The 20,848-nt window shown below is 67.3% G+C and carries 21 protein-coding genes and 2 pseudogenes; 6 read left to right on the top strand and 17 right to left on the bottom strand.

Annotation, left to right across the window (positions count from 1 at the left end):
• The first annotated feature begins 47 nt into the window (after positions 1–47).
• The 5 genes from nadD to EXE63_RS25450 are packed head-to-tail and all read left to right on the top strand — an operon-like array spanning position 48 to position 3,273.
• Positions 48–671 (top strand): nicotinate-nucleotide adenylyltransferase, encoded by a 624-nt coding sequence (nadD, locus tag EXE63_RS25430; RefSeq protein ID WP_234904641.1) that lies wholly within the window; start codon positions 48–50, stop codon positions 669–671.
• Positions 668–1,054: a ribosome silencing factor gene (rsfS, locus tag EXE63_RS25435; protein ID WP_105364473.1), complete on the top strand. Its 387-nt coding sequence runs from the start codon at positions 668–670 to the stop codon at positions 1,052–1,054. Before nadD ends, rsfS begins: the two co-directional genes overlap by 4 nt.
• Positions 1,051–1,701, top strand: coding sequence for a glucosyl-3-phosphoglycerate phosphatase (gpgP, locus tag EXE63_RS25440; protein ID WP_168144222.1), 651 nt, complete (start codon positions 1,051–1,053; stop codon positions 1,699–1,701). The genes rsfS and gpgP overlap by 4 nt, the downstream gene beginning before the upstream one ends.
• Positions 1,691–2,440 (top strand): diglucosylglycerate octanoyltransferase, encoded by a 750-nt coding sequence (octT, locus tag EXE63_RS25445; RefSeq protein WP_168144223.1) that lies wholly within the window; start codon positions 1,691–1,693, stop codon positions 2,438–2,440. The genes gpgP and octT overlap by 11 nt, the downstream gene beginning before the upstream one ends.
• Positions 2,437–3,273 (top strand): DegV family protein, encoded by an 837-nt coding sequence (locus EXE63_RS25450; protein WP_168144224.1) that lies wholly within the window; start codon positions 2,437–2,439, stop codon positions 3,271–3,273. The genes octT and EXE63_RS25450 overlap by 4 nt, the downstream gene beginning before the upstream one ends.
• 1 nt (position 3,274) lies before the next feature.
• Here the strand turns inward: EXE63_RS25450 and EXE63_RS25455 are convergent, their stop codons facing one another.
• From EXE63_RS25455 to EXE63_RS25470, 4 genes and pseudogenes are all read right to left on the bottom strand, one after another.
• Positions 3,275–4,324 carry an NAD(P)H-dependent amine dehydrogenase family protein gene (locus tag EXE63_RS25455; RefSeq protein WP_168144225.1) on the bottom strand — a complete coding sequence of 350 codons (1,050 nt, stop codon included), beginning with the start codon at positions 4,322–4,324 and terminating at the stop codon, positions 3,275–3,277.
• 43 nt (positions 4,325–4,367) lie between these two features.
• Positions 4,368–4,907: pseudogene (locus EXE63_RS25460) on the bottom strand (FAD-binding protein); the annotation flags it as partial.
• Between the two features lie 171 nt (positions 4,908–5,078).
• Positions 5,079–5,849, bottom strand: coding sequence for a TIGR03620 family F420-dependent LLM class oxidoreductase (locus EXE63_RS25465; RefSeq protein WP_168144227.1), 771 nt, complete (start codon positions 5,847–5,849; stop codon positions 5,079–5,081).
• Between the two features lie 60 nt (positions 5,850–5,909).
• Positions 5,910–7,296: pseudogene (locus EXE63_RS25470) on the bottom strand (ISL3 family transposase).
• Between the two features lie 248 nt (positions 7,297–7,544).
• Here EXE63_RS25470 and EXE63_RS25475 point away from each other — a divergent pair.
• Positions 7,545–9,041, top strand: coding sequence for an FGGY-family carbohydrate kinase (locus tag EXE63_RS25475; RefSeq protein WP_168144228.1), 1,497 nt, complete (start codon positions 7,545–7,547; stop codon positions 9,039–9,041).
• Between the two features lie 8 nt (positions 9,042–9,049).
• Here EXE63_RS25475 and EXE63_RS25480 read toward each other — a convergent pair whose 3' ends face one another.
• From EXE63_RS25480 to EXE63_RS33125, 13 genes are read right to left on the bottom strand one after another with little or no spacing between them, the layout of a single operon-like run.
• Positions 9,050–9,874: a hypothetical protein gene (locus tag EXE63_RS25480; protein ID WP_168144229.1), complete on the bottom strand. Its 825-nt coding sequence runs from the start codon at positions 9,872–9,874 to the stop codon at positions 9,050–9,052.
• Complete coding sequence (locus EXE63_RS25485) at positions 9,874–10,584, bottom strand: DUF6390 family protein (protein ID WP_168145772.1); 711 nt, start codon at positions 10,582–10,584, stop codon at positions 9,874–9,876. Before EXE63_RS25485 ends, EXE63_RS25480 begins: the two co-directional genes overlap by 1 nt.
• Positions 10,585–10,616: 32 nt before the next feature.
• Positions 10,617–11,762 (bottom strand): hydrogenase formation protein HypD, encoded by a 1,146-nt coding sequence (hypD, locus tag EXE63_RS25490; protein WP_149442796.1) that lies wholly within the window; start codon positions 11,760–11,762, stop codon positions 10,617–10,619.
• 13 nt (positions 11,763–11,775) lie between these two features.
• Positions 11,776–12,048 (bottom strand): HypC/HybG/HupF family hydrogenase formation chaperone, encoded by a 273-nt coding sequence (locus tag EXE63_RS25495; RefSeq protein ID WP_168144230.1) that lies wholly within the window; start codon positions 12,046–12,048, stop codon positions 11,776–11,778.
• A gap of 13 nt (positions 12,049–12,061) precedes the next feature.
• Positions 12,062–13,174 (bottom strand): hydrogenase expression/formation protein HypE, encoded by a 1,113-nt coding sequence (hypE, locus tag EXE63_RS25500; protein WP_168144231.1) that lies wholly within the window; start codon positions 13,172–13,174, stop codon positions 12,062–12,064.
• Positions 13,171–13,845 carry a D-sedoheptulose-7-phosphate isomerase gene (locus tag EXE63_RS25505; RefSeq protein WP_168144232.1) on the bottom strand — a complete coding sequence of 225 codons (675 nt, stop codon included), beginning with the start codon at positions 13,843–13,845 and terminating at the stop codon, positions 13,171–13,173. The genes hypE and EXE63_RS25505 overlap by 4 nt, the downstream gene beginning before the upstream one ends.
• A gap of 4 nt (positions 13,846–13,849) precedes the next feature.
• On the bottom strand, positions 13,850–14,566 hold the full coding sequence (locus EXE63_RS25510) for a HypC/HybG/HupF family hydrogenase formation chaperone (protein ID WP_168144233.1): 717 nt from the start codon (positions 14,564–14,566) through the stop codon (positions 13,850–13,852).
• Entirely contained in the window at positions 14,563–14,811 is a 249-nt protein-coding gene (locus tag EXE63_RS25515; protein ID WP_090363747.1) for a HypC/HybG/HupF family hydrogenase formation chaperone, read from the bottom strand. Before EXE63_RS25515 ends, EXE63_RS25510 begins: the two co-directional genes overlap by 4 nt.
• Positions 14,802–17,192, bottom strand: a complete 2,391-nt coding sequence (hypF, locus tag EXE63_RS25520; RefSeq protein WP_168144234.1) for a carbamoyltransferase HypF — start codon at positions 17,190–17,192, stop codon at positions 14,802–14,804. The genes EXE63_RS25515 and hypF overlap by 10 nt, the downstream gene beginning before the upstream one ends.
• On the bottom strand, positions 17,192–18,385 hold the full coding sequence (locus tag EXE63_RS25525) for an NHL repeat-containing protein (protein WP_168144235.1): 1,194 nt from the start codon (positions 18,383–18,385) through the stop codon (positions 17,192–17,194). The genes hypF and EXE63_RS25525 overlap by 1 nt, the downstream gene beginning before the upstream one ends.
• Entirely contained in the window at positions 18,382–19,293 is a 912-nt protein-coding gene (locus tag EXE63_RS25530) for a NifU family protein (RefSeq protein ID WP_168144236.1), read from the bottom strand. The genes EXE63_RS25525 and EXE63_RS25530 overlap by 4 nt, the downstream gene beginning before the upstream one ends.
• Complete coding sequence (locus tag EXE63_RS25535; RefSeq protein WP_168144237.1) at positions 19,290–20,552, bottom strand: hypothetical protein; 1,263 nt, start codon at positions 20,550–20,552, stop codon at positions 19,290–19,292. Before EXE63_RS25535 ends, EXE63_RS25530 begins: the two co-directional genes overlap by 4 nt.
• Positions 20,545–20,847, bottom strand: coding sequence for a hypothetical protein (locus EXE63_RS33125; protein ID WP_234904264.1), 303 nt, complete (start codon positions 20,845–20,847; stop codon positions 20,545–20,547). Before EXE63_RS33125 ends, EXE63_RS25535 begins: the two co-directional genes overlap by 8 nt.
• Position 20,848 lies beyond the last annotated feature (1 nt).

The following is a 20,848-nucleotide window of genomic DNA, read 5'->3' on the forward strand; positions in this document are numbered from 1 at the left end:
CTGCCGTAAGCTGGCTCTTCGTGGCAGCACGGCGCAGGTTGGGTGTGATGGGCGGGACGTTCGATCCCGTGCATCATGGGCACCTGGTCGCCGCCAGCGAAGTCGCCGACCAGTTCGAACTCGACGAGGTCGTCTTCGTGCCGACCGGGCAGCCCTGGCAGAAGCGCGACCGCCACGTCACCGCCGCCGAGGACCGCTACCTGATGACGGTGATCGCGACCGCGGCCAACCCCCGTTTCTCGGTGAGCCGGGTCGACATCGACCGTGGTGGCGCCACCTACACGACGGACACGCTGCGCGATCTCGCCGCCCAGAATCCCGACACCGAGCTCTACTTCATCACCGGGGCGGACGCGCTGGCCTCGATCCTGTCCTGGCAGAACTGGGAGGAACTGTTCTCCCTGGCCCGTTTCGTCGGGGTGAGCAGGCCCGGGTACGAGCTCGACGGCGAGCACATCGCCGCGGCCATGAAGGAACTGCCCGAGAACGCCCTGACCCTGGTGGAGGTGCCCGCATTGGCGATCTCGTCGAGTGACTGCCGGCTGCGTGCCCAGCAGTCCCGACCCATCTGGTACCTGGTGCCCGACGGTGTCGTGCAGTACGTGTCCAAACGCAACCTCTACCCCGCATCGGCGGCGACCGGGGACAACAAACAGGAGACAAAGTCATGACCGCCACCCAGGAAGCCGTCGAGATGGCCACCGTCGCGGCCCGCGCCGCCGCGGACAAGCTCGGCAATGACGTCTTGGTCATCGATGTGTCCGAGCAGCTGGTCATCACCGACTGCTTCGTCATCGCGTCGGCGTCCAACGAACGCCAGGTCAACGCCATCGTCGACGAGATCGAGGACAAGATGCGCGCCGCCGGGCACAAGCCCGCCCGCCGCGAGGGAACCCGCGAAGGGCGCTGGACCCTGCTCGACTACGTGGACATCGTGGTGCACGTCCAGCACACCGACGAACGCGAGTTCTATGCGTTGGAGCGGTTGTGGCGGGACTGCCCGGTAGTGCCCGTGGATCTCGGCGAGCCAGACGCGCCGCAGGACGGCAAGTGAGTGTGCGCCGGCTGGTGCTGTTGCGGCACGGGCAGACCGAGTGGAACGCCGGCAGCCGGATGCAGGGCCAACTCGACACCGACCTGACCGACCTGGGACGCGAGCAGGCCAACGCGGCCGCCGAGGTGCTGGCCAAGCGCCAGCCCCTGGTCATCGTGTCCTCGGATCTGCGGCGCGCCCTGGACACCGCCACCGCACTGGGCGAGCGGTCCGGCCTGGAGGTGTCCATCGATGAACGCCTGCGCGAAACCCATCTGGGGGACTGGCAGGGTCTGACCCACCTCGAGGTCGACGCGGTGGCGCCGGGTGCCCGGCTGGCCTGGCGCGATGACGCCCGGTGGGCCCCGCACGGCGGGGAGAGCCGGGTCGACGTCGCGGACCGCAGCGTCCCGCTCGTCACCGAAATCGTTGCCGCCCAACCGGGCTGGGGTGAGCCGGACCGCCCGGTGGTGCTGGTGGCGCACGGCGGGTTGATCGCCGCGCTGACGGCCGCACTGCTGGATCTGCCGGTGGACAACTGGCCGGTGCTGGGCGGTATGGGCAACGCCAGCTGGGCGCAGCTGTCCGGGCACGACGTGGGCAGTGCCATCAAGTGGCGTCTGGATGTGTGGAACGCCTCGGCGCAGGTGGCCAACGATGTCCTCTGACGGCCCCCGCCGCAAGACCCTGCTGGTCTTCTGTGATTCGCTGTCCTACTACGGGCCGACCGGCGGACTGCCCGCCGACGACCCCAGGATCTGGCCGAATATCGTTGCAGAACAATTGGGTTGGGATGTCGAGCTGATCGGCCGCATCGGCTGGACCTGTCGCGACGTGTGGTGGGCGGCCACCCAGGACCCCCGTTCCTGGGCGGCGCTGCCGCGCGCCGGCGCGGTGATCTTCGCGACCTGTGGCATGGATTCGCTGCCCTCACCGCTGCCGACCGCGGTGCGCGAACTGATCCGCTACGTCCGCCCGCCGTTCCTGCGCCGGTGGGCGCGTGACGGGTACGGCTGGCTGCAGCCGCGACTGTCCCCGGTGGCGCGCCCGGCGCTGCCCCCGCACCTGACCGTCGAATACCTGGAGATGACCAGGGCCGCTCTGGATTTCAACCGTCCTGGGTTGCCTGTGGTGGCCACCATCCCGTCGGTGCACATCGCCGAGACCTACGGTAACTCGCACCGGTGGCGTGAACCCATCGTCAAGGCCATCACCGGCTGGGCCGACGAGCATCAGGTGCCGGTGGTGGATCTGAAGGCCGCGGTCGGTGACGAAGTGATGTCCGGGCGGGGCAATCCCGACGGGATCCACTGGAACTTCGAGGCGCACGCCGCGGTCGCGGATCTGATGCTCAAGGGTCTCGCCGAAGCCGGTGCCTACCAACCGGACACCTCCGTCCGGTCATGACCGTCCAGGTGGTGACCGATTCGTCGTCACGGCTGAGTCTCGACGAGCTCAAGCAATGGTCGATCCGGCAGGTGCCGTTGCACGTCCTCGTCGACGACCTCGACCTGCGTGACGGCATCGACGAGATTGCCAACGACGTGTTCGACCGCCATCAGGTGACGACCTCGGGCGCCTCGCCGTCGGATCTGGCGCAGGCCTATCGGGAGGCGTTGGCCGACAGCGACGGTGACGGTGTCGTCGCGGTACATCTGTCGGCGGCGCTGTCCAGCACGTTCAGTTCCGCCGCGTCGGCCGCCCGCGAGTTCGGTTCGGCGGTGCGCGTGGTGAACACCCGCTCGGCCGCGATGGGGGTGGGCTACGTCGCGCTGGCGGCGGCACGCGCCGCCCAGACCGGCGCCGAGCTCGACGCCGTGGAGGCCGCTGCCCGTGCGGTGGTTCCACGGGGGCACGTGTTCATCGTCGTGCACCGCCTGGACAACCTGCGCCGCAGCGGGCGCATCGGTACCGCGGCGTCCCGGCTGGCCACCGCGCTGTCGGTGAAGCCGCTGCTACGCCTGGATGTCGACGGTCGCTTGGTGCTGGCGCAGCGGGTGCGCACGGTGTCCAAAGCACATGCCGCGATGGTGGATTCGATCGCCGAGGTGGTGGGTGAGCGTTCCGCGTCGATCACGGTGCACCATGTGGACAACCACGACGCCGCCGCCGAGATGGGCGCGGCGCTGACGGCCCGGTTGCCGCAGCTGGAGTCGCTGACGGTCCGCGATATGGGAGCGGTGCTGGCCGTGCATGTGGGTGCCGGCGCCGTCGGGGCGTGTGTCACCCTCGCCGAGTGATTCAGCCGGCGAAGCGTCCGGTCACCGGCGGCAGGTCCTTGAGGGTGGCGATGCCCGGGGCCGCGGCGACCACGGCGGGTACCGCATTGGTGACCGGCAGCGCGGTGTAGATCATGCCCAGGCCCATGAACCCGGGTTCGGTCCAGTCCCTGGGTGGCAGGCAGTGCAGCACGGTGCGCATGTTGGGCACCCCGAAGACCTGGATGACGTGGCCGTGCTCAAGGGGTTTGGGCGGTGTGACGTGGTCACCCATCGTCCAGTTGAACCCCACGCTGACGACATTGCGGTCGCCGACCCAGCCGCGGTGGTAGCCGAGCACGCTGCCGACGGTGCCCTTCGGAATCGTCATGAAACCGAGGTCGGAGTCGCCGGTGGCGGCGGTGAAGGTGACATCGAAGGTCATCCGGTCCAGTTTTGCGCCGATCGCATCGGCCATCATCGCCGCTGATTCGGCGAACACCTCGCTCTCCCGGCGCACGCTCTCGGCCAGCCCGGGGGTGTCCGGGTCCTGGGAGAATCCCATGGCGGTCTGGGTTTCGGCAGATTCGTAGGTCGAGCAGTCCACCGATTCGGTGATCCTGATCTCGTCGACCCGCTCGCACGAGCCCGAGAGCACCATGGCGACCATGTTCGTCATTCCCGGGTGTGCGCCGCTGCCGAAGATGGTGGAATTGCCTGTTGCGCAAGCCTTCCTGATGCGATCCAGATCTTCGGGCGACTGCTTGCCACCGGTGATCCAGGCCGCACTCGAACAGACGTTGACGCCGGCCTCCAGCAGGGCGACGAGTTCGTCGATGCTCGGCCACAGCGGGTTGTAACAACAGGCGTCCGGTTTGAGGGCGATCAGCGCGTTGATGTCGTTGGTGGCCTTGATGCCGGTCGGAGTCGGCCAGCCCGCGAGGTCGGCGGCGTCGACCCCGACCTTGTCCGCTCCGTGGGCGTAGACGCCGACCAGTTCCATATCGTCGCGGCCGATGATGGCGTGCAGCGAGCGGGTGCCGATGTTTCCGGTGGTCCACTGGATGACGCGGAGCGGGGAAGATGCAGTCATGCGGTGAACACTATTCCGGCAGTGTGCACTGGTGTAACTCGGGTCACACCACGGGTTGGCCGGCGTGCCGAGACTGCGTGGCGTGCTCTGCAGCGATGTACCCGAACGTCATGGCGGGCCCGATGTTGATTCCTCCGGCGGGGTAGTGCCCGCCCATGACGCTGGCTTGATCCGATCCGACGGCGTAGAGGCCAGGTATCGGGACATCGGCGTCATTGAGGACGCGGGCGGACGCACGGGTGACCACGCCGGCGAACGTGCCGAAACTGCCGGGGACCACCTTGACGGCGTAGAACGGCCCCCTGGCCAAGGGGGCAAGCGACGGATTCGGGAACGGATTGTCCGGGTCGCCCGAGCCTCGGTTGAAAGGTGTCTCGCCCCGGTGAAAGTCCGGATCCTCGCCGCGCCGGGCGTGTTCGTTGAACGCCGCAACTGTGGACTGCAAGTTCCCGGCATCGATTCCACACTTGCGTGCCAAGTCGGCGACGGTGCGACCCCGCTTGAGGTATCCCGACCGCTGATAGGGCCAGACCGGTATGGGACGTGGTTTCGACATCCCCAACGGGTACCGGCGCTGGAACCGGTGGCTCAACGTGTTTCTGGGTCGATCCCGAACGTGAGATCCCCTACGTCTTTCTTCCGCCGGTCTCATGGAGGACTCTTACAGCACAGCGCTGCAACAGCGCTACGCAGGTCTCGTCCAGTCTAGTCTGCGGTCCTCGACTGAGATGCCTCCCGTGGCGCGCCGGCGCGGCTAAAGCTGCAGCTTCGCGGCGAACAGCTCGAGCGCCGGGAACGGGTCGTGCGCCGTGGGCAGGGGCATGATGGCCACGTGGTCCGCCCCAGCCTTGAAGTGCTCGCCGATCCGTTGGAGGCTGCCCTCGACTCCGTCCAGCGGAACGAGTGCCTGCAACAATTCCTCGCTCGGTTCGTCACCTACGTGTAGATCGGGGAACCCGTTTTCCTGCAGATTGCTCACGTAGTTCTGCAGGCCCAGGTAAAACGCCGTGTGTTCGCGGGCGGTGGAACGATTGACGTCGCGATCGTCGTCTGTGGCGACGAGTTGCACCACCGCCAACGTCCGGTCGGCGCCCAGTGCCGAACGTGCTTTCTCGGTGTGTGCAACGGTGGTGAAATACGGCAGTGCGCCTGCGGTCTTGGATTTGGACAGTTCCAACACCTTCGAGCGCAGCGCCGCGAGAATGATCTGATCGCCGGGGACGCCGAGTTCGAGCAAGCGATCGACATACTTGGTCAACGTGGGGAACGGTTTCTGGTAGACGTCGCCGGACATCTCACGGTGTCCGATGCCGACGCCGAGCACAAACCGTCCCGGATGACGGCCGTCCACCCGGTGGAAGGCTTCCGCCACCACGTCGGCATCCTCGGCCCAGACATTCACGATCGCGGTGCCGACGGCGATCGACTCGCTCTCGTCGAGGAGTCTTTCCGGGATGGCCAAGTCTCCCGGTGCATTTCCGGCAATCCACACCGTGCCATACCCGCTGTCTTCGAGGCCCTTCACCCGTGACGTGAGGGACCGTGTCTCGAAGTCCTGGACGAGTAGATAAGCGGCTCTTCCGACTTAGCAGGGGCGGAGCCTGGTTCTGGATGGCGCTCGCCGTGATTGGCGGGTGCAGGCCCACCGTACGCGGCGGCGTTGATTGTCTGGTGTTCTGAATCCGAACGCGATGCGGCCGACGTGTTTGACGATTCTGTTGAAGCCCTCGCTGCGGGCGTTGGACAGCCCGGTGGTGATGGCCAGGATCATCGGTTCCTGCCACGCTGAGATGGTTTCGGCGAGCTTGACGATCTCGGGCACCGAGCACGCCGCGCAGAACGTGTAGAACCGGTACAGCGCGTCACGGATCTCATAGCGCAGACCGCCACGGTCGGTGCAGGCCAGCACGTCTCGCAGCAGCTCCTTGGCGATCCAGGCCGCCGCGATGTCCCCGTTGGGGTCCGCGCAGGTCAGTTTCTCGAACAGCGTGTGTCGTTGATCGTCGGTGAGACGCTCGGCCGCGCGCAGTAGCCGGCGGCGGTTGATCCACTCCGGATCGCTCTTGTGCCCGCGGCGGCCGCGGTAGGCCTGGGTGACGCGGCGGCGAACCCGATCAACCATCTCGTTGGCCTTCTTCACGAGATGAAAGCGATCCACGATCAGCTTCGCGTGCGGCAAGGCCTCGCGGGCGGCCTTGGCGTAGGCCCCTGACATGTCGATCGCGACGAACTCGATGCCGTCCCTCCACGCCTGGTCGCGCTGGGTGAGCCAGTCGGTGACCGGCTGCGCGGCACGGCCGTTGACCTGGACCAGCAACCCGCCGGTGCCGGTGATGTCGACCAGGCCGCTGTCCCAGCGGTCCACCCACGCGCGGGCCCCGGTCTCCGAGCAGGTCTCCCACTTGGCCTTCCCGCGGCGGGTCTCATCGATGCCCAGCACCCGCACCGGGGGCGGTTCACCGGCCAGGACCGGGTCGGCGGTGGCGATCACCGCGTCATGGCAGGTGTTCCAGCTACAGCCATACGCGGCGGCGACCGCGGTGACCGAGCGGTCGTCGTCGAGGACCGCCAGGGCCATCTCTGCCTTGGCTCGTACCGTCACCCGCGCCCGCGGCGGGACCGACGGCGTGGACTCAGTGAACGACTTCCGACCGCAGGAGGCGTTGGTGCACAACCACTTCCGTTTGTGCCACACGATCAACGGCCGGTCCGCACCGATCCTGACGTCTCGGGGCCGAGTCGTGACCCAACCCCTCGACCGCAACGATCTGGTTCGGCAGTCCGGGCAGATCCCGACCCACTCGAGCGCTGTGCCGACGTGAACGACGCGGACATCGCTGTCATCGACCTGCACGGACTCCACGGTGATGCCGTCGAGTCCAAGCAGCAGGGAACCACTATTGTCAGACATGCTCGCGCCTTTGCTCTGGATGCGTAGAGAACACCCAGTTGACAAGGGCGCGAGCCCTCAATCAGTCACCGACACGAACCCAATCGGTCACACCAGACCCCCATCAAGTCGGAAGAGCCAGATAAGCACCGTAGCGCCCGAGTGGGGGAGTCGACATGTGAGTTCCCAGCACCGCTTCGTCGGTCTTTATTCCGCGAGGAGCGCCCGTCCCCGCGTCACCCCCGACCTGGGGTGCACGCGAACGGGATCCAACGACACCATGGTCGCGTTGACCGAGACGCAGCTGCGCACAGGAATGAGGAGTCGACGATGACGCCGAGCGGGCGCTTGACGCGCTCAACCGGTCCGCTGTGGCTCGGAGTGGACCTGGGCACCCAACAGGCACGCGCGCTCGTCGTCGACGATGACGGACACGTGTTCGGAGCGGGATCGGCGCCGCTGACGAGTACCCGCGGGGCCGGCCGCCATGAGCAAGATCCCCGGCAATGGTGGGCCGCGGTCGTCGACGCGACCAGAGCGGCATTGGCGGGCCTGCCCGCGGACGTGGTAGCGGCCCTCGCGGTCACCGCCACGTCCGGCTCGGTACTGCTCGTCGACAGCGCTGGAAATCCTCGCACCGAGGCGTTGATGTACGACGATGCGCGGGCGGTGACGGAAGCGGGCGCCGTCGACGATGCCGGCGCGGCACTGTGGCGTTCCCTCGGGTACACGCATATGCAGCCCACCTGGGCATTGCCGAAGCTGTTGTGGCTGCTGAACAGACAACCGGAACTGGTCGCCGACACGACGCGGTTGTGCCACCAGGCCGACCTGATCACGGCTCGGTTCGTCGGTCGTCTCGTCCCCACGGACGCCAGCAATGCGCTGAAGTCCGGATACGACCTTGTCCGCGAGCGCTGGCCCGACGAGGTGTTGACCATCCTCGGAATCCCGCCGCAGCTGCTGCCTGCAGTGGTTCGCCCGGGCACGGTGCTCGGCCGGGTCGGTCCCGATGCCGCCGCGTTGACCGGGGTGCCCGCCGGAATACCGGTGGTGGCCGGGATGACCGATGGTTGTGCGGCCCAACTCGGTGCGGGTTGCGTCGAGATCGGCTCCTGGAATTCCGTTCTCGGCACCACCTTGGTGCTCAAAGGCGTTTCAGCCCAGCTGATTCACGACCCGGCGGGTTCGCTCTACTGTCATCGCGGCCCGGACGGGACGTGGCTGCCCGGAGGCGCTTCGAACTGCGGGGCAGGGGTGGTGACCGAGTGGTTCCCGGGTGCCGACCTTGCTGACCTGACCGCGAGGGCGGCGAGGTTGCCCATCGGTCCGATGGCGTATCCGCTTCTCGCCCGAGGTGAGAGGTTCCCTTTCCGGGCACTGGATGCCGAGACGTTCCTGCTCGGTCGGCCGCACACCGGCCCAGGCGTCTTCGCCGCCCTGCTCCTCGGTGTCACATGCCTGGAACGGCTCTGTTTCGACCGGGTCACCATGCTGGGTGCCCCGACGCACGGCACCCTGACCTTCACCGGCGGGGCGTCCCGCAATGAGTACTGGTCGCAGATGCGGACCGACATGCTCGGCAGACAGGTCCACATACCCGAACAGAACGAACCGGCCCTGGGGATGGCGATTCTCGCCGCGACCTCGAGTGGCCGGTCCGCCAAGGAAGCTGTCGCGACCATGGTGCGCCGTCGGGGGGAGCGAACACCGAACACCGCACGGGTGTCCGAACTGACCGGGCATTACGCCCAGTTTCTGGAGGCGCTGACCGCGCGCGGCTGGCTGGACAACGCCACGGCAACCTATGCCGCGGCGAGGCTATAGGCGCAGCCCTACCTCGTGATCACCAACCCTGGATCGAACTGCGCCCGCGTGCGCACCGAAGTGGACGCGGCCGACACGAGCATTCCGGCGTCCGAATCATGGCCCTTGGGGAACGTGATGGCGGCACTGTCGGGATCCTCGCGGTGCGCCATCAGCCAGTCGTACAGCAACCAGTCCAGTGCGCAGGCCACGGTCAGCGGGTCGGCCTCGGCGCCACTGCGCACGCACGCCTCGATGACGTCCCGGTGCTCGCGCCGCGCGGCGTCCTTGTTCACACCGGAGCTGTCGAACAGCATGGTGGACAACGTCAGTGGATAGCGCTGTCCGGTCTCGGACCGAAGGATCCATCGGCCGCCCTTCCAGGGCATACTCGGATCGACCAACTGCATCTCGCCGTAGCCGGCGATGACCCCGATGGGTGCTTCATCGAGTTCACCGTCCAGGGGTGCCGGCCCCAGCAGCTCGAGAGCGAATCGAGCGCAGATCGAGAAGAGCGCTGCGGTGCCGATGATCTTGCCGGCCCGCACATCCGGTACCACCGCGCACGCGTCGGCAGATGACGCGTATTCGTACACGAGCCGGTCCAGGCACTGGTAGAGGGCGGCGAGGTCGTCGCGTTCCTGCGGGGTGGGGAGCTTGCCGCCGCCCAGTAGCTCACCGAATCGCCCGGCGGCGATGATCAACGCATCGTCGAGAGCCTCGAGGTGAGTCGCGACGAGGCGATCGGGCTCGTCATCGCCCGCCACGAGGACCTGGAGTGGGCTGGGCACGCCGGCGGAATCGGCCCAATAGAAACCGATCTGATCGTCGGTCTGTACGATCCGCGGTCTCATCAGCGCAACCAACGCAGGCGGCGGTTGGTGGCCTGCAACTGCTGTTGCGTACTCGTTTCCAGCGCGGCGAACTGTTCGGAGGTCAGCCGGGCGCATACCCGCCCCCAATGCATCGCGACGAGATCGCCCGTCGTCACCGGCGTGTCCGTCGGCGCTTCCTCACCGACATCCACCCGAACGGTGGACTCGGCGGGCAGCGACAACGCCGAACCGTTCCAGGCCAGTTTGCGACACTCCACGACGGCAGTCACACCATCACTGGAAAGCACGGTGCCCCAGGTGATCCGGCAATTGTCCAAGACCGCCAACGGGTGCTCGTCCATACCGTTACCCAGCAGCCGGGTCCACGGGTACACACCCAGGACATGGAAGCCGTGGTTCGGTGCGGCCTCCTCTGCGAGGTCGGCGCTCAGGTGCGCCCAATAGTGGCCGGCCTGAGGGCCGATCACCCCGAGCAGCGCCGCAGTGAACGCGTGCGGGTCCAGCTCCGCACCCACCCCGCCGCCGAGCCAGTACGATTCGACGATCCGGTGATCCAGCGGGTCGGGGATTCCCGTCATCTGGGACAGCACCACCAGATAAGGCCAAGCACCGGTGAATTGCCTTGCCGCGCGCTCGATATCAGCACGAGTACCGCCGACCAGCCGTGATGCGTCCGACGGTCCGCAGTAGCCCAGCCGGTTCGGGGCATATGCGTAGTGCGCGAACATCAGTGCGCCGTCGGTGCCGGTGGCACCGCCGGTCACGTCGGTGCACCGTGGCCGATGAGCGTGGCGGCATCACGGTGCAGCCGGCCGAAGTTGTAGTAGGCCGCGCAGGCGCCTTCCGGGGAGACCATGCACGTCCCGATCGGCGTTTCCGGTGTGCACGCCGTGCCGAACACCTTGCATTCCCATGGTTTCAGCACGCCTTTGAGCACTTCGCCGCACTGGCAGGCCTTCGGGTCGGCCACCCGGACGCCGGGCAGCGCGAACCGCTGCTCGGCATCGAACTGTGCCAACTCGTCGCGCAACCGCAGGGCACTTTGCGAGATGAAACCCAGACCGCGCCATTCGAAGTGCGGGCGCACCGCGAAGACCTCGCTCATCAGTGCCAGCGCGGCCGGGTTGCCCTCCTCGTGGACGACCCTGGAGTACTGGTTCTCCACCTCGCAGCGGCCCTCCCGGATCTGCCGGAGCAGCATCGCGATCGAGGCCAGGATGTCCAGCGGTTCGAAACCGGCTACCACCAAGGGTTTCTTGTACACCGCTGGCACGAACCGATACGGCCGGTTGCCGACCACCGTGGACACGTGGCCGGGCCCGAGGAAACCCGACAGACGCAGATCGGGGGACTCCAATATCGCCTTGATCGGCGGAACTATCGTGACGTGATTGCAGAAAACGGTGAAGTTCGGCACGGCGAGTTCGCGGGCGCGCACCACGGTCACCGCGGTGGACGGCGCGGTGGTCTCGAAGCCGATAGCGAAGAACACCACCTGCTTGTCGGGGTTGTCGACGGCGATCTTCAGCGCGTCCAGGGGCGAGTAGACGAAGCGGACGTCGGCACCGTTGGCCTTGGCGTCCAGCAGGCTGCCATTGGATCCGGGGACGCGCATCATGTCACCGAAGCAGGTGAAGATGACCCCCGGCCGCTGGGCCAGCCAGATGGCGTCATCGACACGTCCCATCGGAATCACACACACCGGGCAGCCCGGACCGTGCACCAGCTCCACATTGGCGGGCAGCAGGTGTTCGATACCGTGCCGATAGATGGTGTGGGTATGTCCGCCACACACCTCCATGAACTTGAAGTGTTCGTCGGGTCCGCCAGCGCCGGCCAGTGCGGTGATGGCGGACAATAACTTTCGCGCTGCCGCGGGGTCGCGGAACTCGTCAACGAAACGCATGGTGGTCTCCAGCTCAGATGATGGCGGATGAATCGAATGCTTGAATCTCGTCGGAATAGGCGTCACCGAGTTTCTGAACGGCCGCGAGCGTCAACAGCGCCTCGGACTCGTCGATCCTGGCCATCGCGAAGCCGACGTGGACCAGTACCCAGTCGTCGGGTTCTGGCATGTCCCTTTCCAAAAGGCGCACGCTGATCACCCGTCGTACACCGCTCACGTCGACCTTGGCCAAACAATTGTCGACATCGGTGATCTCGATGATCCGTCCCGGAATTCCCAAACACATGACGTGACCTTCCTCAGCAGATGCGGGGTAGTGGGTCGCCGACGAGCATGTCCACGATGCGCGTGCCACCGAAAGCGGTGCGCAATACGACGGTGGCCTCGGGTTCCTCGGCGATGCGGCCGATCTCGATGGCCTCGCCGCCCCCCGGCTGGGCCCGCAGCGCGGCCAGCGCGGCATCGACTTCGGCGGGCGCGACGACGGCAAGAAACTTGCCCTCATTGGCCACGTACAGCGGGTCGATGCCCAGCATCTCGCACGCCCCGGCGACCTCCGGCCGCACCGGGAGCCGATTCTCCTCCAGCACCACGGCCAGGCCGCTCGCCTGCGCCAGTTCGTTACAGACCGTTCCGACGCCACCGCGGGTGGGGTCCCGCAGCCACCGGGTCGAGGGTGCCGCGGCCAACAGGCTTTCGACCAGTCCGCTCACCGACGCGGTATCGGATTCGATATCTGCCTCGATCGCCAGATCCCCGCGGGCCAGCATCACCGCCATGCCATGGTCGCCGATGGTGCCGGAGACGAGCAGTCTGTCACCGGGCAGCACCTTGTCAGCGGTCAGTTCCCGTCCGGCAGGCACGAGCCCGGCGCCGGCTGTCGTGATGTACAGCCCGTCGGCGGCGCCGCGTGGCACGACTTTCGTGTCGCCGGTGACGATCTGGACCGACGCGGCACGGGCCGCGGACGCCATGTCCGCGACGATGTCCTTGAGGTCGGCAATCGGAAAACCCTCTTCGAGTACGAATGCCGCCGTGAGCCAGGACGGAACGGCACCGACCATGGCCAGATCGTTGAGGGTGCCGTGCACCGCCAGATGCCCGATCGAGCCGCCGGGGAAGCGAAGCGGCTGCACCACGAACGAGTCGGTCGAGAACGCGATCCGCCGGCCGCCGGGCAGGTCGATCACCGCGCCGTCACCGAGCGAGTCCAGGTGTGGATTGCGAAACGCCTCGACGAAGACCGCATCGACGAGCGCAGCCGATGACTTGCCGCCCGCGCCGTGGGCGAGGGTGACGACAGTGTCCCGCAGCCGGGGTCGCCGCCTGCGGAACGCCTCGATCCGTTCGATCACCTCACCTTCCCGGAACGATGGCCCCGAGGAGAGATATTCGGCTACGTGTTCGGTCATGGCCCTACCTCCGCTTGGACGGTGACCCAGAGTTGATAGCCGAGCAGGGCCTGTGACTCCTGAATCCGGTGCACGCTTTGAGAATCGACGACGAAGCACACGTCGACGTCGGGGTTGTCGGCGAATGCGCCACCGTCATAGCCCGCGAATCCGATGGTGTAGAGGCCGCGGCGACGCGCTTCCCGCAAGGCGATCAGCAGATCGGCAGAGTTTCCACTGGTCGACATCGCCACCGCGATATCGACCGGGCCCGCCCTGGCGATCAGCTGCCGGGCGAACACCAGGTCGAACCCGACATCGTTGCCCAGCGCGGTGAGCACCGCTTGATCGGCGGCGAGTGACCAGGCCGGCAGCGGCCGGCCGGCGGCCGGTTGGGCGAACAAGGCGGCGATCGTCGCGGCATCCGTCGAACTGCCACCGTTGCCGAAGGTGAACATCCTGCCGCCGGCGGTGAATCGGCGGGCCAGCTCGGCGCCGGCTTTGTCGAGCAGCTCACGGCAGGCCTGCAAGCTCGACAGCCGAAGGGCCGCACTGTCGGCGGCTTTGGCCTGAGCCGATCTGCTGAGGTCGGCCAGCAGCGCGCCGGCGTCGGATTCGTGTGAATCGATGAACGGGTACAGGAAATTGGTCGCTTCGTCGAGCGGATCGACGTCGAAATCTTGTCGGTTCATCGCGTCACTCCTCGGCCATCGTGCTGATCACCATTCCGGCGTGCACCAACACCAGGTCGCCCGCTGCCAGCGGTCCGACCAGCGTCGCCAGCACCGTTTCGGTGCCGTCGGCGGAGCGCACCGTCGCCGTTCCATCGGTGGTGGTGGCGATCACTTCGGCGAGGCGGCCCTCATCGCTACAGGTGATGCACACCTCTTCTGTGCATTCCTCTTTCGAGACGGTCAGCAGCCCGGGGTGTTCGAAACACACATGGGTCAGTTCCCACAGCAGGTGGTACATCAGGACGAACTCGCCCGTCGCGGGCAGCGTGGGATCCGGATCGTCGAGCCAGAGCACATGGTCGGCGGCGCCCGGAGCGGGGCGGGCACCGTTGCCGATCCAGATGGTGGTGACACCCCAGGCCGGGGCGCGCCGCATGATAGCCGAGACCACGGGATCGTCCGCGGCCGCAACGGCGATCACCACATCGCCTGGCCGGGCCGAAACCCGCACCTGACCGACCAGGTCGGTGCCGGTCAGCGCGACCGCCGGGAGGGCGCGCTTCCCGACGATGACCGGGTGCACGAACTCCACCGCGATGTGCTGGGCGTGCGGCGGGAACGCCGGGGCGACGCACCACGCCGTGGCGGAATCGCAGAACCGCCGGGCCAGCGCGAGCGATGCGCCGGCCAGATCGGCGGACAGCGGGGCCGATATCCCCTGCGGCGCCACGGCGGTCATGACACCTCCTGCTCGCCGAAGACCCCGTACTCGCGCATGGTGGCCAGGGTCAGTTGCGCCGACTGCTCATCGATACGAGTCAGGGCGAATCCCGCATGCAGGATCGTGTAGTCACCGACCGCCAGGTCGGGAAGATAGGCCAACGATGCGGTTTTCACCTCGTCGCCGAAGGCCACGTGGGCGAACCGTCCACCGGTGGGTGCATCCCAGATTTCGGTGATGCGACCGGGTATCCCTAAACACATCGCGGTGTCCTTTCGCCGAGTCGGTGGTGTGCGGTATCGGGCCCGGATTCGGCCAGCGCGGTCAGCACCGAAACCGCCGCCTGACCCAGTGCCAGTCCGCCGTCGTTGGGCGGCACTTTGCGGTGGATCAACACGCGAAACCCAGCTTCCTGCAACAGCTGCCGACAGGATCGGAGCAGCAGCACATTCTGGAAGACCCCGCCGGTCAGGCCCACCGTGCGGGTGCCTCCGGCGACCTGTTGGACGACTTCGGTGACGGCGACAGCGACGGCGTGGTGGAACCCGGATGCCAGCGCGGCGGTGTCGGCACCGTCGGAGGCGGCCGACGCCAACGCCGCGATCAGCGGCACCGGATCGAGCACGCCATCCGGGCGCACGTCCACCCGCAGTGGCACCGGTCCCGGCCCGGCGACGTCAGCGCAGGCCGAGGTGGCCAGCGATTCCAGCTCGATGGCCGCCTGACCTTCGTAGTCGATGTGCTGGCGTACCCCGAGCAGCGAGGCCACCGCATCGAACAACCGGCCCATGCTGGTTGTCGGCACACACCCGCGGCCGGTCGCGAACTGTGTTCGCAGCAAACGCAACTCGGCGCTGGTGGCCGCAGCTACCGGCGCCATATCCGAGTGCCACGGCACGCGGGCCTCCCACAAGTGGGCCAGCCCCATCCGCCATGGGTTGCGTACTGCTGCGTCGCCGCCGGCCAACGGCACGGCGGCAAGGTGTCCGGCGCGGGTGAACCGATGCGAGTCATGGTCGAGGCGCAGAATCTCACCGCCCCATACGGTGTCATCGCATCCGTAACCCGTGCCGTCGAACGCGACCCCGATGATCGGCTCGCCGAGCATGCCGTGTTCGGCGAGAAGTGACACCACATGCGCGTGATGGTGTTGCACCAGATCCAGCGGCCGCCCGCCGGTGTTGTGCTCGGCCCAGTTCCGGGTGACGTACCGCGGGTGCAGATCGGTGGCGATGCGGGCCGGCTCGCGACGGATCTCGCTGAGCTGGCGCACCGACTGCGTGAACGCTTTGAGCGTGGCCACACTGCCCATATCGCCGATATGGGCCGAGCAGAACGCGCGGCGTCCGTCGGTGAGGCAGAACGTGTTCTTGAGCTCGCCGCCGACAGCCAGGACAGGCGGTCCATCCCGGCCCAGGTCGATGGGCAGCGGCGCATAGCCGCGGGAGCGTCGGATCGGCAGTTCGTGGCCGTCCACGACTCGGACGACGGAGTCATCGCACGGTATGTGGATGGGCCGGTCATGATCGAGCACGGCATCGGCCAGCGCGGGTAAGCGGCGAGCGGCGTCCTCGGCGGTGCAGCAGATGGGTTCATCGGAGCGGTTGGCACTGGTCAACACGATGGCATCGATAGTGTCGGCCCCGGAGTCCGGTGCCGGTGTCAACAGCAGGTGGTGGATCGGTGAATACGGCAGCATCAGCCCGATCAAGGGGCTTCCCGGGGCCACGCCGGCGGCGACCGGCGCACTATCCCGGCGCCTCAGCAACACGATGGGCCGCGCCGAGCTGGAAAGAACCCGCACTTCCGCAGCGTCGATATGTGCGTACTGTCGCGCCACGTCGAGATCACGGACCATGAGTGCAAAGGGCTTGCCGCCCCGTGCCTTACGTCGTCGCAGAGCGGTGACTGCCGCATCGTCGCCGGGTCGGCACGCAAGGTGGTAGCCGCCGATACCCTTGACGGCAACGATGTGTCCAGCGGCCAGGCGCCGCCGGGTCGCGGCCAGCGCAGCATCGACACCGTCGACCCGCCCGCCCGGACCGGTGAACCACAGGGACGGTCCGCAGTCGGGGCAGGCGATGGGCTGAGCATGGAATCGGCGGTCTGCCGGGTCGTCGTACTCCTGCGCGCAACGCTCGCACATCGGAAAGCCGGCCATGGTGGTGGCGGGCCGGTCATAGGGCAGGCCCCGGATGATCGTGAACCGCGGGCCGCAGTCGGTGCACGTGATGAACGGGTGGTGATGGCGGCGGTCGGCGGGGTCGAACATCTCGGCAAGGCAGAGGTCACATATCGCCACATCCGGCGGGATGGCGGTGGGGACCGATGCCGATATACGGCTGGTGGCGATCTGGAAACCACTGTGCCACTGACTATCGGAGCGAATCTGTCGACTCGACACATCGTCGATCACCGCGAGCGGTGGTGCATCCAGACGCAGTCGTTTGCCGAATTCGGCGATGGTGGCAGCGGGGCCCTCGATATCGATGAACACGGTCGCCGAGTCGTTGCCCACGACGCCGGCCAGACCGAGTTCGGTGGCGATCCGATGTACGAACGGCCGGAAACCGACGCCTTGTACGACACCGGTCACGATGAATCGGTGCCGGGTGGCAGCTGCGGGCAATCCCTGCGGCGACATCAGCGCCGCCGCCAGATCATGATGCGGTTGTTGCCCGAATCGGCCACCGCGAGGCGGTCACCGCGCAACCACACACCGTACGGCCAGCACAGGGAGTCGTGAGTGACGGCGTCCCAGCGATTTTCGCCATTGGCGGCGAATGAGGGTTGCGCAAGCACGTGATCGGCGGGGCGGCCGTCGGCCGGCAGTGCGTCCCACAACAGGATGCGGTTGTTGGCGGTGTCGGCGACCGCCAACCGCTGCGCCGGTCCGCCGGCGGCGTCGAGGCAGACGGAGTACGGGAAACGGAGCCGGTCGCCCTTCTGGGGGCCGTACGGCCATTCTTGGGCCGTCGTGAAATCGGGCTGTCCCAGAACCAGATCGGCGGGCTGGTCGTCGGAGGGCAGCGGCGACCAGCCCAGGACCCGGTGATCACCGGCATCGGCGACCAGCAGCAGCCGGTCGGTGCCGGTGAGACTGTGTGGCCAGCGGAAGCTGTGCGGGCCCACCTCTTCGCCGCGGTTCTCCTCACGGTGGTGGGCATCGGGCTGGCCCAGCACGATATCGGCGGGTTGACCGGGCTCGGGTATTCCGCCGCTCCAGCCGAGCACCCTGCGGTTGCCGGTGTCGGCGACCCAGAATGTCGATCCGACCATCGCAACGCCGAACGGCCAGTACAGCGTTGCCGCGTTGCACTCACGTCCGGAGTTGGGCTCCACGGATGACAGGTCCGGTTGGCCGAGCACCAGATCGGGTGGGGTGCCGTGCTCTTCGGGAAGTTCACGCCACACCAGGATGCGGTGGTGCCAGGCGTCGGCCACGATGAGCTGCCCACGGTGAATCAGCACTCCGGTGGGCAGATTCATCCCGTTCTCGGGGCCACGGCCGCCGGCGGCGCGTCCCTCCGACGTGGCATCGGGCTGGCCGAGCACCACATCGGCGGGCTGTCCGTCCCGGGTCGGGACACCGTTCCAGATCAAGACCCGGTGATTGCCCGAATCGGCGGCGACCAGGTGATCGTCATCGAAGAACACGCAGCGCGGGGAGTACATCCAGGCCGGGGTGGGGCTGGCGGCAGGCAGCGTCAGCCCGCCCGACGCGGGTGCCCCCAGCCACACCTCCGGAATCCAGCCGCCCGTCATGTCGGGCCCGACGGCACCTGCCGGGCGCGGTGTCGCCCGGGAAAGACTGGTTCGTACCGTGAGGCTCGTCATGGACCGACTCGGATCCAGATCTGACCGTTGTTCACCCGCAACGGCAGCTGCTCCAGCTGGGCTTCCGGCGCCGTGAGGCATTCGCCGGAGCCGGCGTCGTAGCAGAAGCCGTGCCACGGACAGGTCAGGGTGCCGTTCTCGGCGTCGAACACCGCGTTGTCCAACGGCAGCGCCTCATGCGCGCATTCGTTGACATAGCAGGACAATTGGCCGCTCTGGCTGACCAGTAGCACCGACACCTCCTGCCCGGTGGGCGGTGTGGCCAACAGCTTGGCGACCAGACCGTTGTCGGGCATGTCGGCGACGGCGCCGGCCTGCGCCCAACCATCCTCGGCATGAACGGTCGAGAACAGCGATTCCGGCGCGATCACCGTCTGCTCGGGCTCATTGGGGACGACTTCGATGCCGTTGATCGACGCGATGCCCTCGACCAGCGCCTTTTCCACCAGGTTGCGCAATGTCACCGATGACATCGAACACCCGTTACAGGCGCCCGTCAGGCGAACGAATGCGATGCCGTCGTCGATACGCACCAGAGTGACATCGCCACCGTGTCCCTGCAGCTGTGGCCGAACCTCCTGAAGAGCCTTGGCGGCCTCGGTCATCGGGTCCGGTCGCACGATCTGGTGCAGTGACAACAGCAGATGCACCACCGGGTCGTCGACGAGGTCGAACAACACCGGCCGGGTGGCATCGCCGGCTCGCAGGCTGCGCACGATGGTCACCAGACCGGCGCGGTGGATCGCCTCGACCGCAGCCTTGAGTTCCTCGGCAACGGTGCGCGCGGCCGGATCCAGTGCCTCCAGCGCCTTGACGGCGTCATCGACGCGGGTCGCCAGCTGTTCGAAGGTCGGTTCGGCGGTCACCGCCGGCGGTGCGGCGGTGAGCTGCGGCACGGTGGTGGTCATCCCGGCACCTCCGAGTCGGTCCCGGAAAGCACGCTCTGGCGGGCGATCTCGTCGAGCACGCCGCGCACCGTGCGCACCGACTCGTTGTCGCCGAGGTCCTCGAACAGGAACCGGGCCTCGTAGAGTTTCGCCTTCGCCTCGTCGAAGACACCGAGATGGGCCAGCACATTGCCTTGATTGGCCAGGACTCTGGCCCGGCCGAGGGGGTCGGTGTCGCGGTCGCGGGTCTGCAGAACGGACTCGTAGATCTCGACCGCCTCGACCAGGTTCTCTTTCTGATGTCGCGAAGGCGTGTACACCAGCGAGTTGGCCAGGTTGAGCTGGACGCTGGACCACTCCTGCAGATGTGTTTCGCGGCTGTAGACCGTCAATGCCGCCCGCAAGGACTGTGCCGCCACCCCCAGCCGTAGCTGACCGGAGGCTTCCACCATCGGCATGGTCAGGTACGCGGTGGCCAGCCCGGAGTGCGCGGCGGCCCACATCGTGGGCGCATCTTCACATTTGATGAGCTGAAGCGCCGCGTGATAGTGCGGAACCGCGGCCGGCAGCAGTTCGGGGTGGTCATCCGCCTGTTCGTGCAGAGCGCCGGCCAGATAGAGGTGTACTTCGGCGCGCTCCACTCGCAAGTCGTCGGCATCGTCCAGATCGGCCAGTGCCCGCTGCAGGCGGGGGACGCAACTGGCATCGCCGATGTCCCGGCACACCGCCGCTGCCGCGCCGCGCAGCAGCCCGGTCAGCGGGGTGGACGCCGTGGTGCTCAGCTCAATGGCCTGGTCGAGCAATTCGACTGCCGCAGCGGGGTTCTGCTCACCCAGTGCGTGGCTTGCCTGGGCGGCCAACACCGCCGCGGCCACTTCGCCATCGGCATCGTCGGATCGCGGTGGGATGTCGGTGCGGCCGAGCACGAACTCCACCACGTCGACAAGAACCGCGAATTCGCCGAGTTCGGTGCGCAGTTTCCCGGCGTCGACGCTATCCGGGTCGAGCACGAAACGGTTGTAGAGGGTTACCGGGTCGGGGGTGTCACCCGCGGCGGCCGCCAGCGATCGGACGGCCGCTTCGCGATCACCTGCCGCCGCCAGTTCGTGCGCCCGCAGGGCCGGGGGCCAGTGGTCGGGAAGCCGGCCCTGCAGCATCGCGGCGCGGGCTTGTTCGGTGTCGGCGCCGGCCGGAATCAGCAGGTAGCCGAGCGGCAGCGGAAATGTGCCCAGCGGCTGTGGCCGCACCGCGAGTTGGGATTGCACCAGTGCGTCAACCATTGAGAGGTCCTCGGATGTCACGTTCGGCGGCCCGTTTGATCATGCGTGCCGAGAGTTCGGCGCGGGCCTGGGTGGGATGGGTGTCGATGCGTTTGCGCACAATGCCGTCGGCGAACACCACGATGATGTCGACAGCCCATCGGCCGCGTTCGGGTACGACGACGGTCTCGACGGCTAGCACCGCTTCGGCGGTGCTGTCCTGGCGCCTGCGCGTGCGTGGTGGCGTAGGTTTTCCGTCGTTCTGGTCGCCCTCGTTGTCATCGGAGTGCGGCTGGGTATCGGATCGGTCGGCCATG

Source organism: Mycolicibacterium frederiksbergense (genome assembly GCF_012223425.1).
GTDB classification, from domain to species: domain Bacteria; phylum Actinomycetota; class Actinomycetes; order Mycobacteriales; family Mycobacteriaceae; genus Mycobacterium; species Mycobacterium frederiksbergense.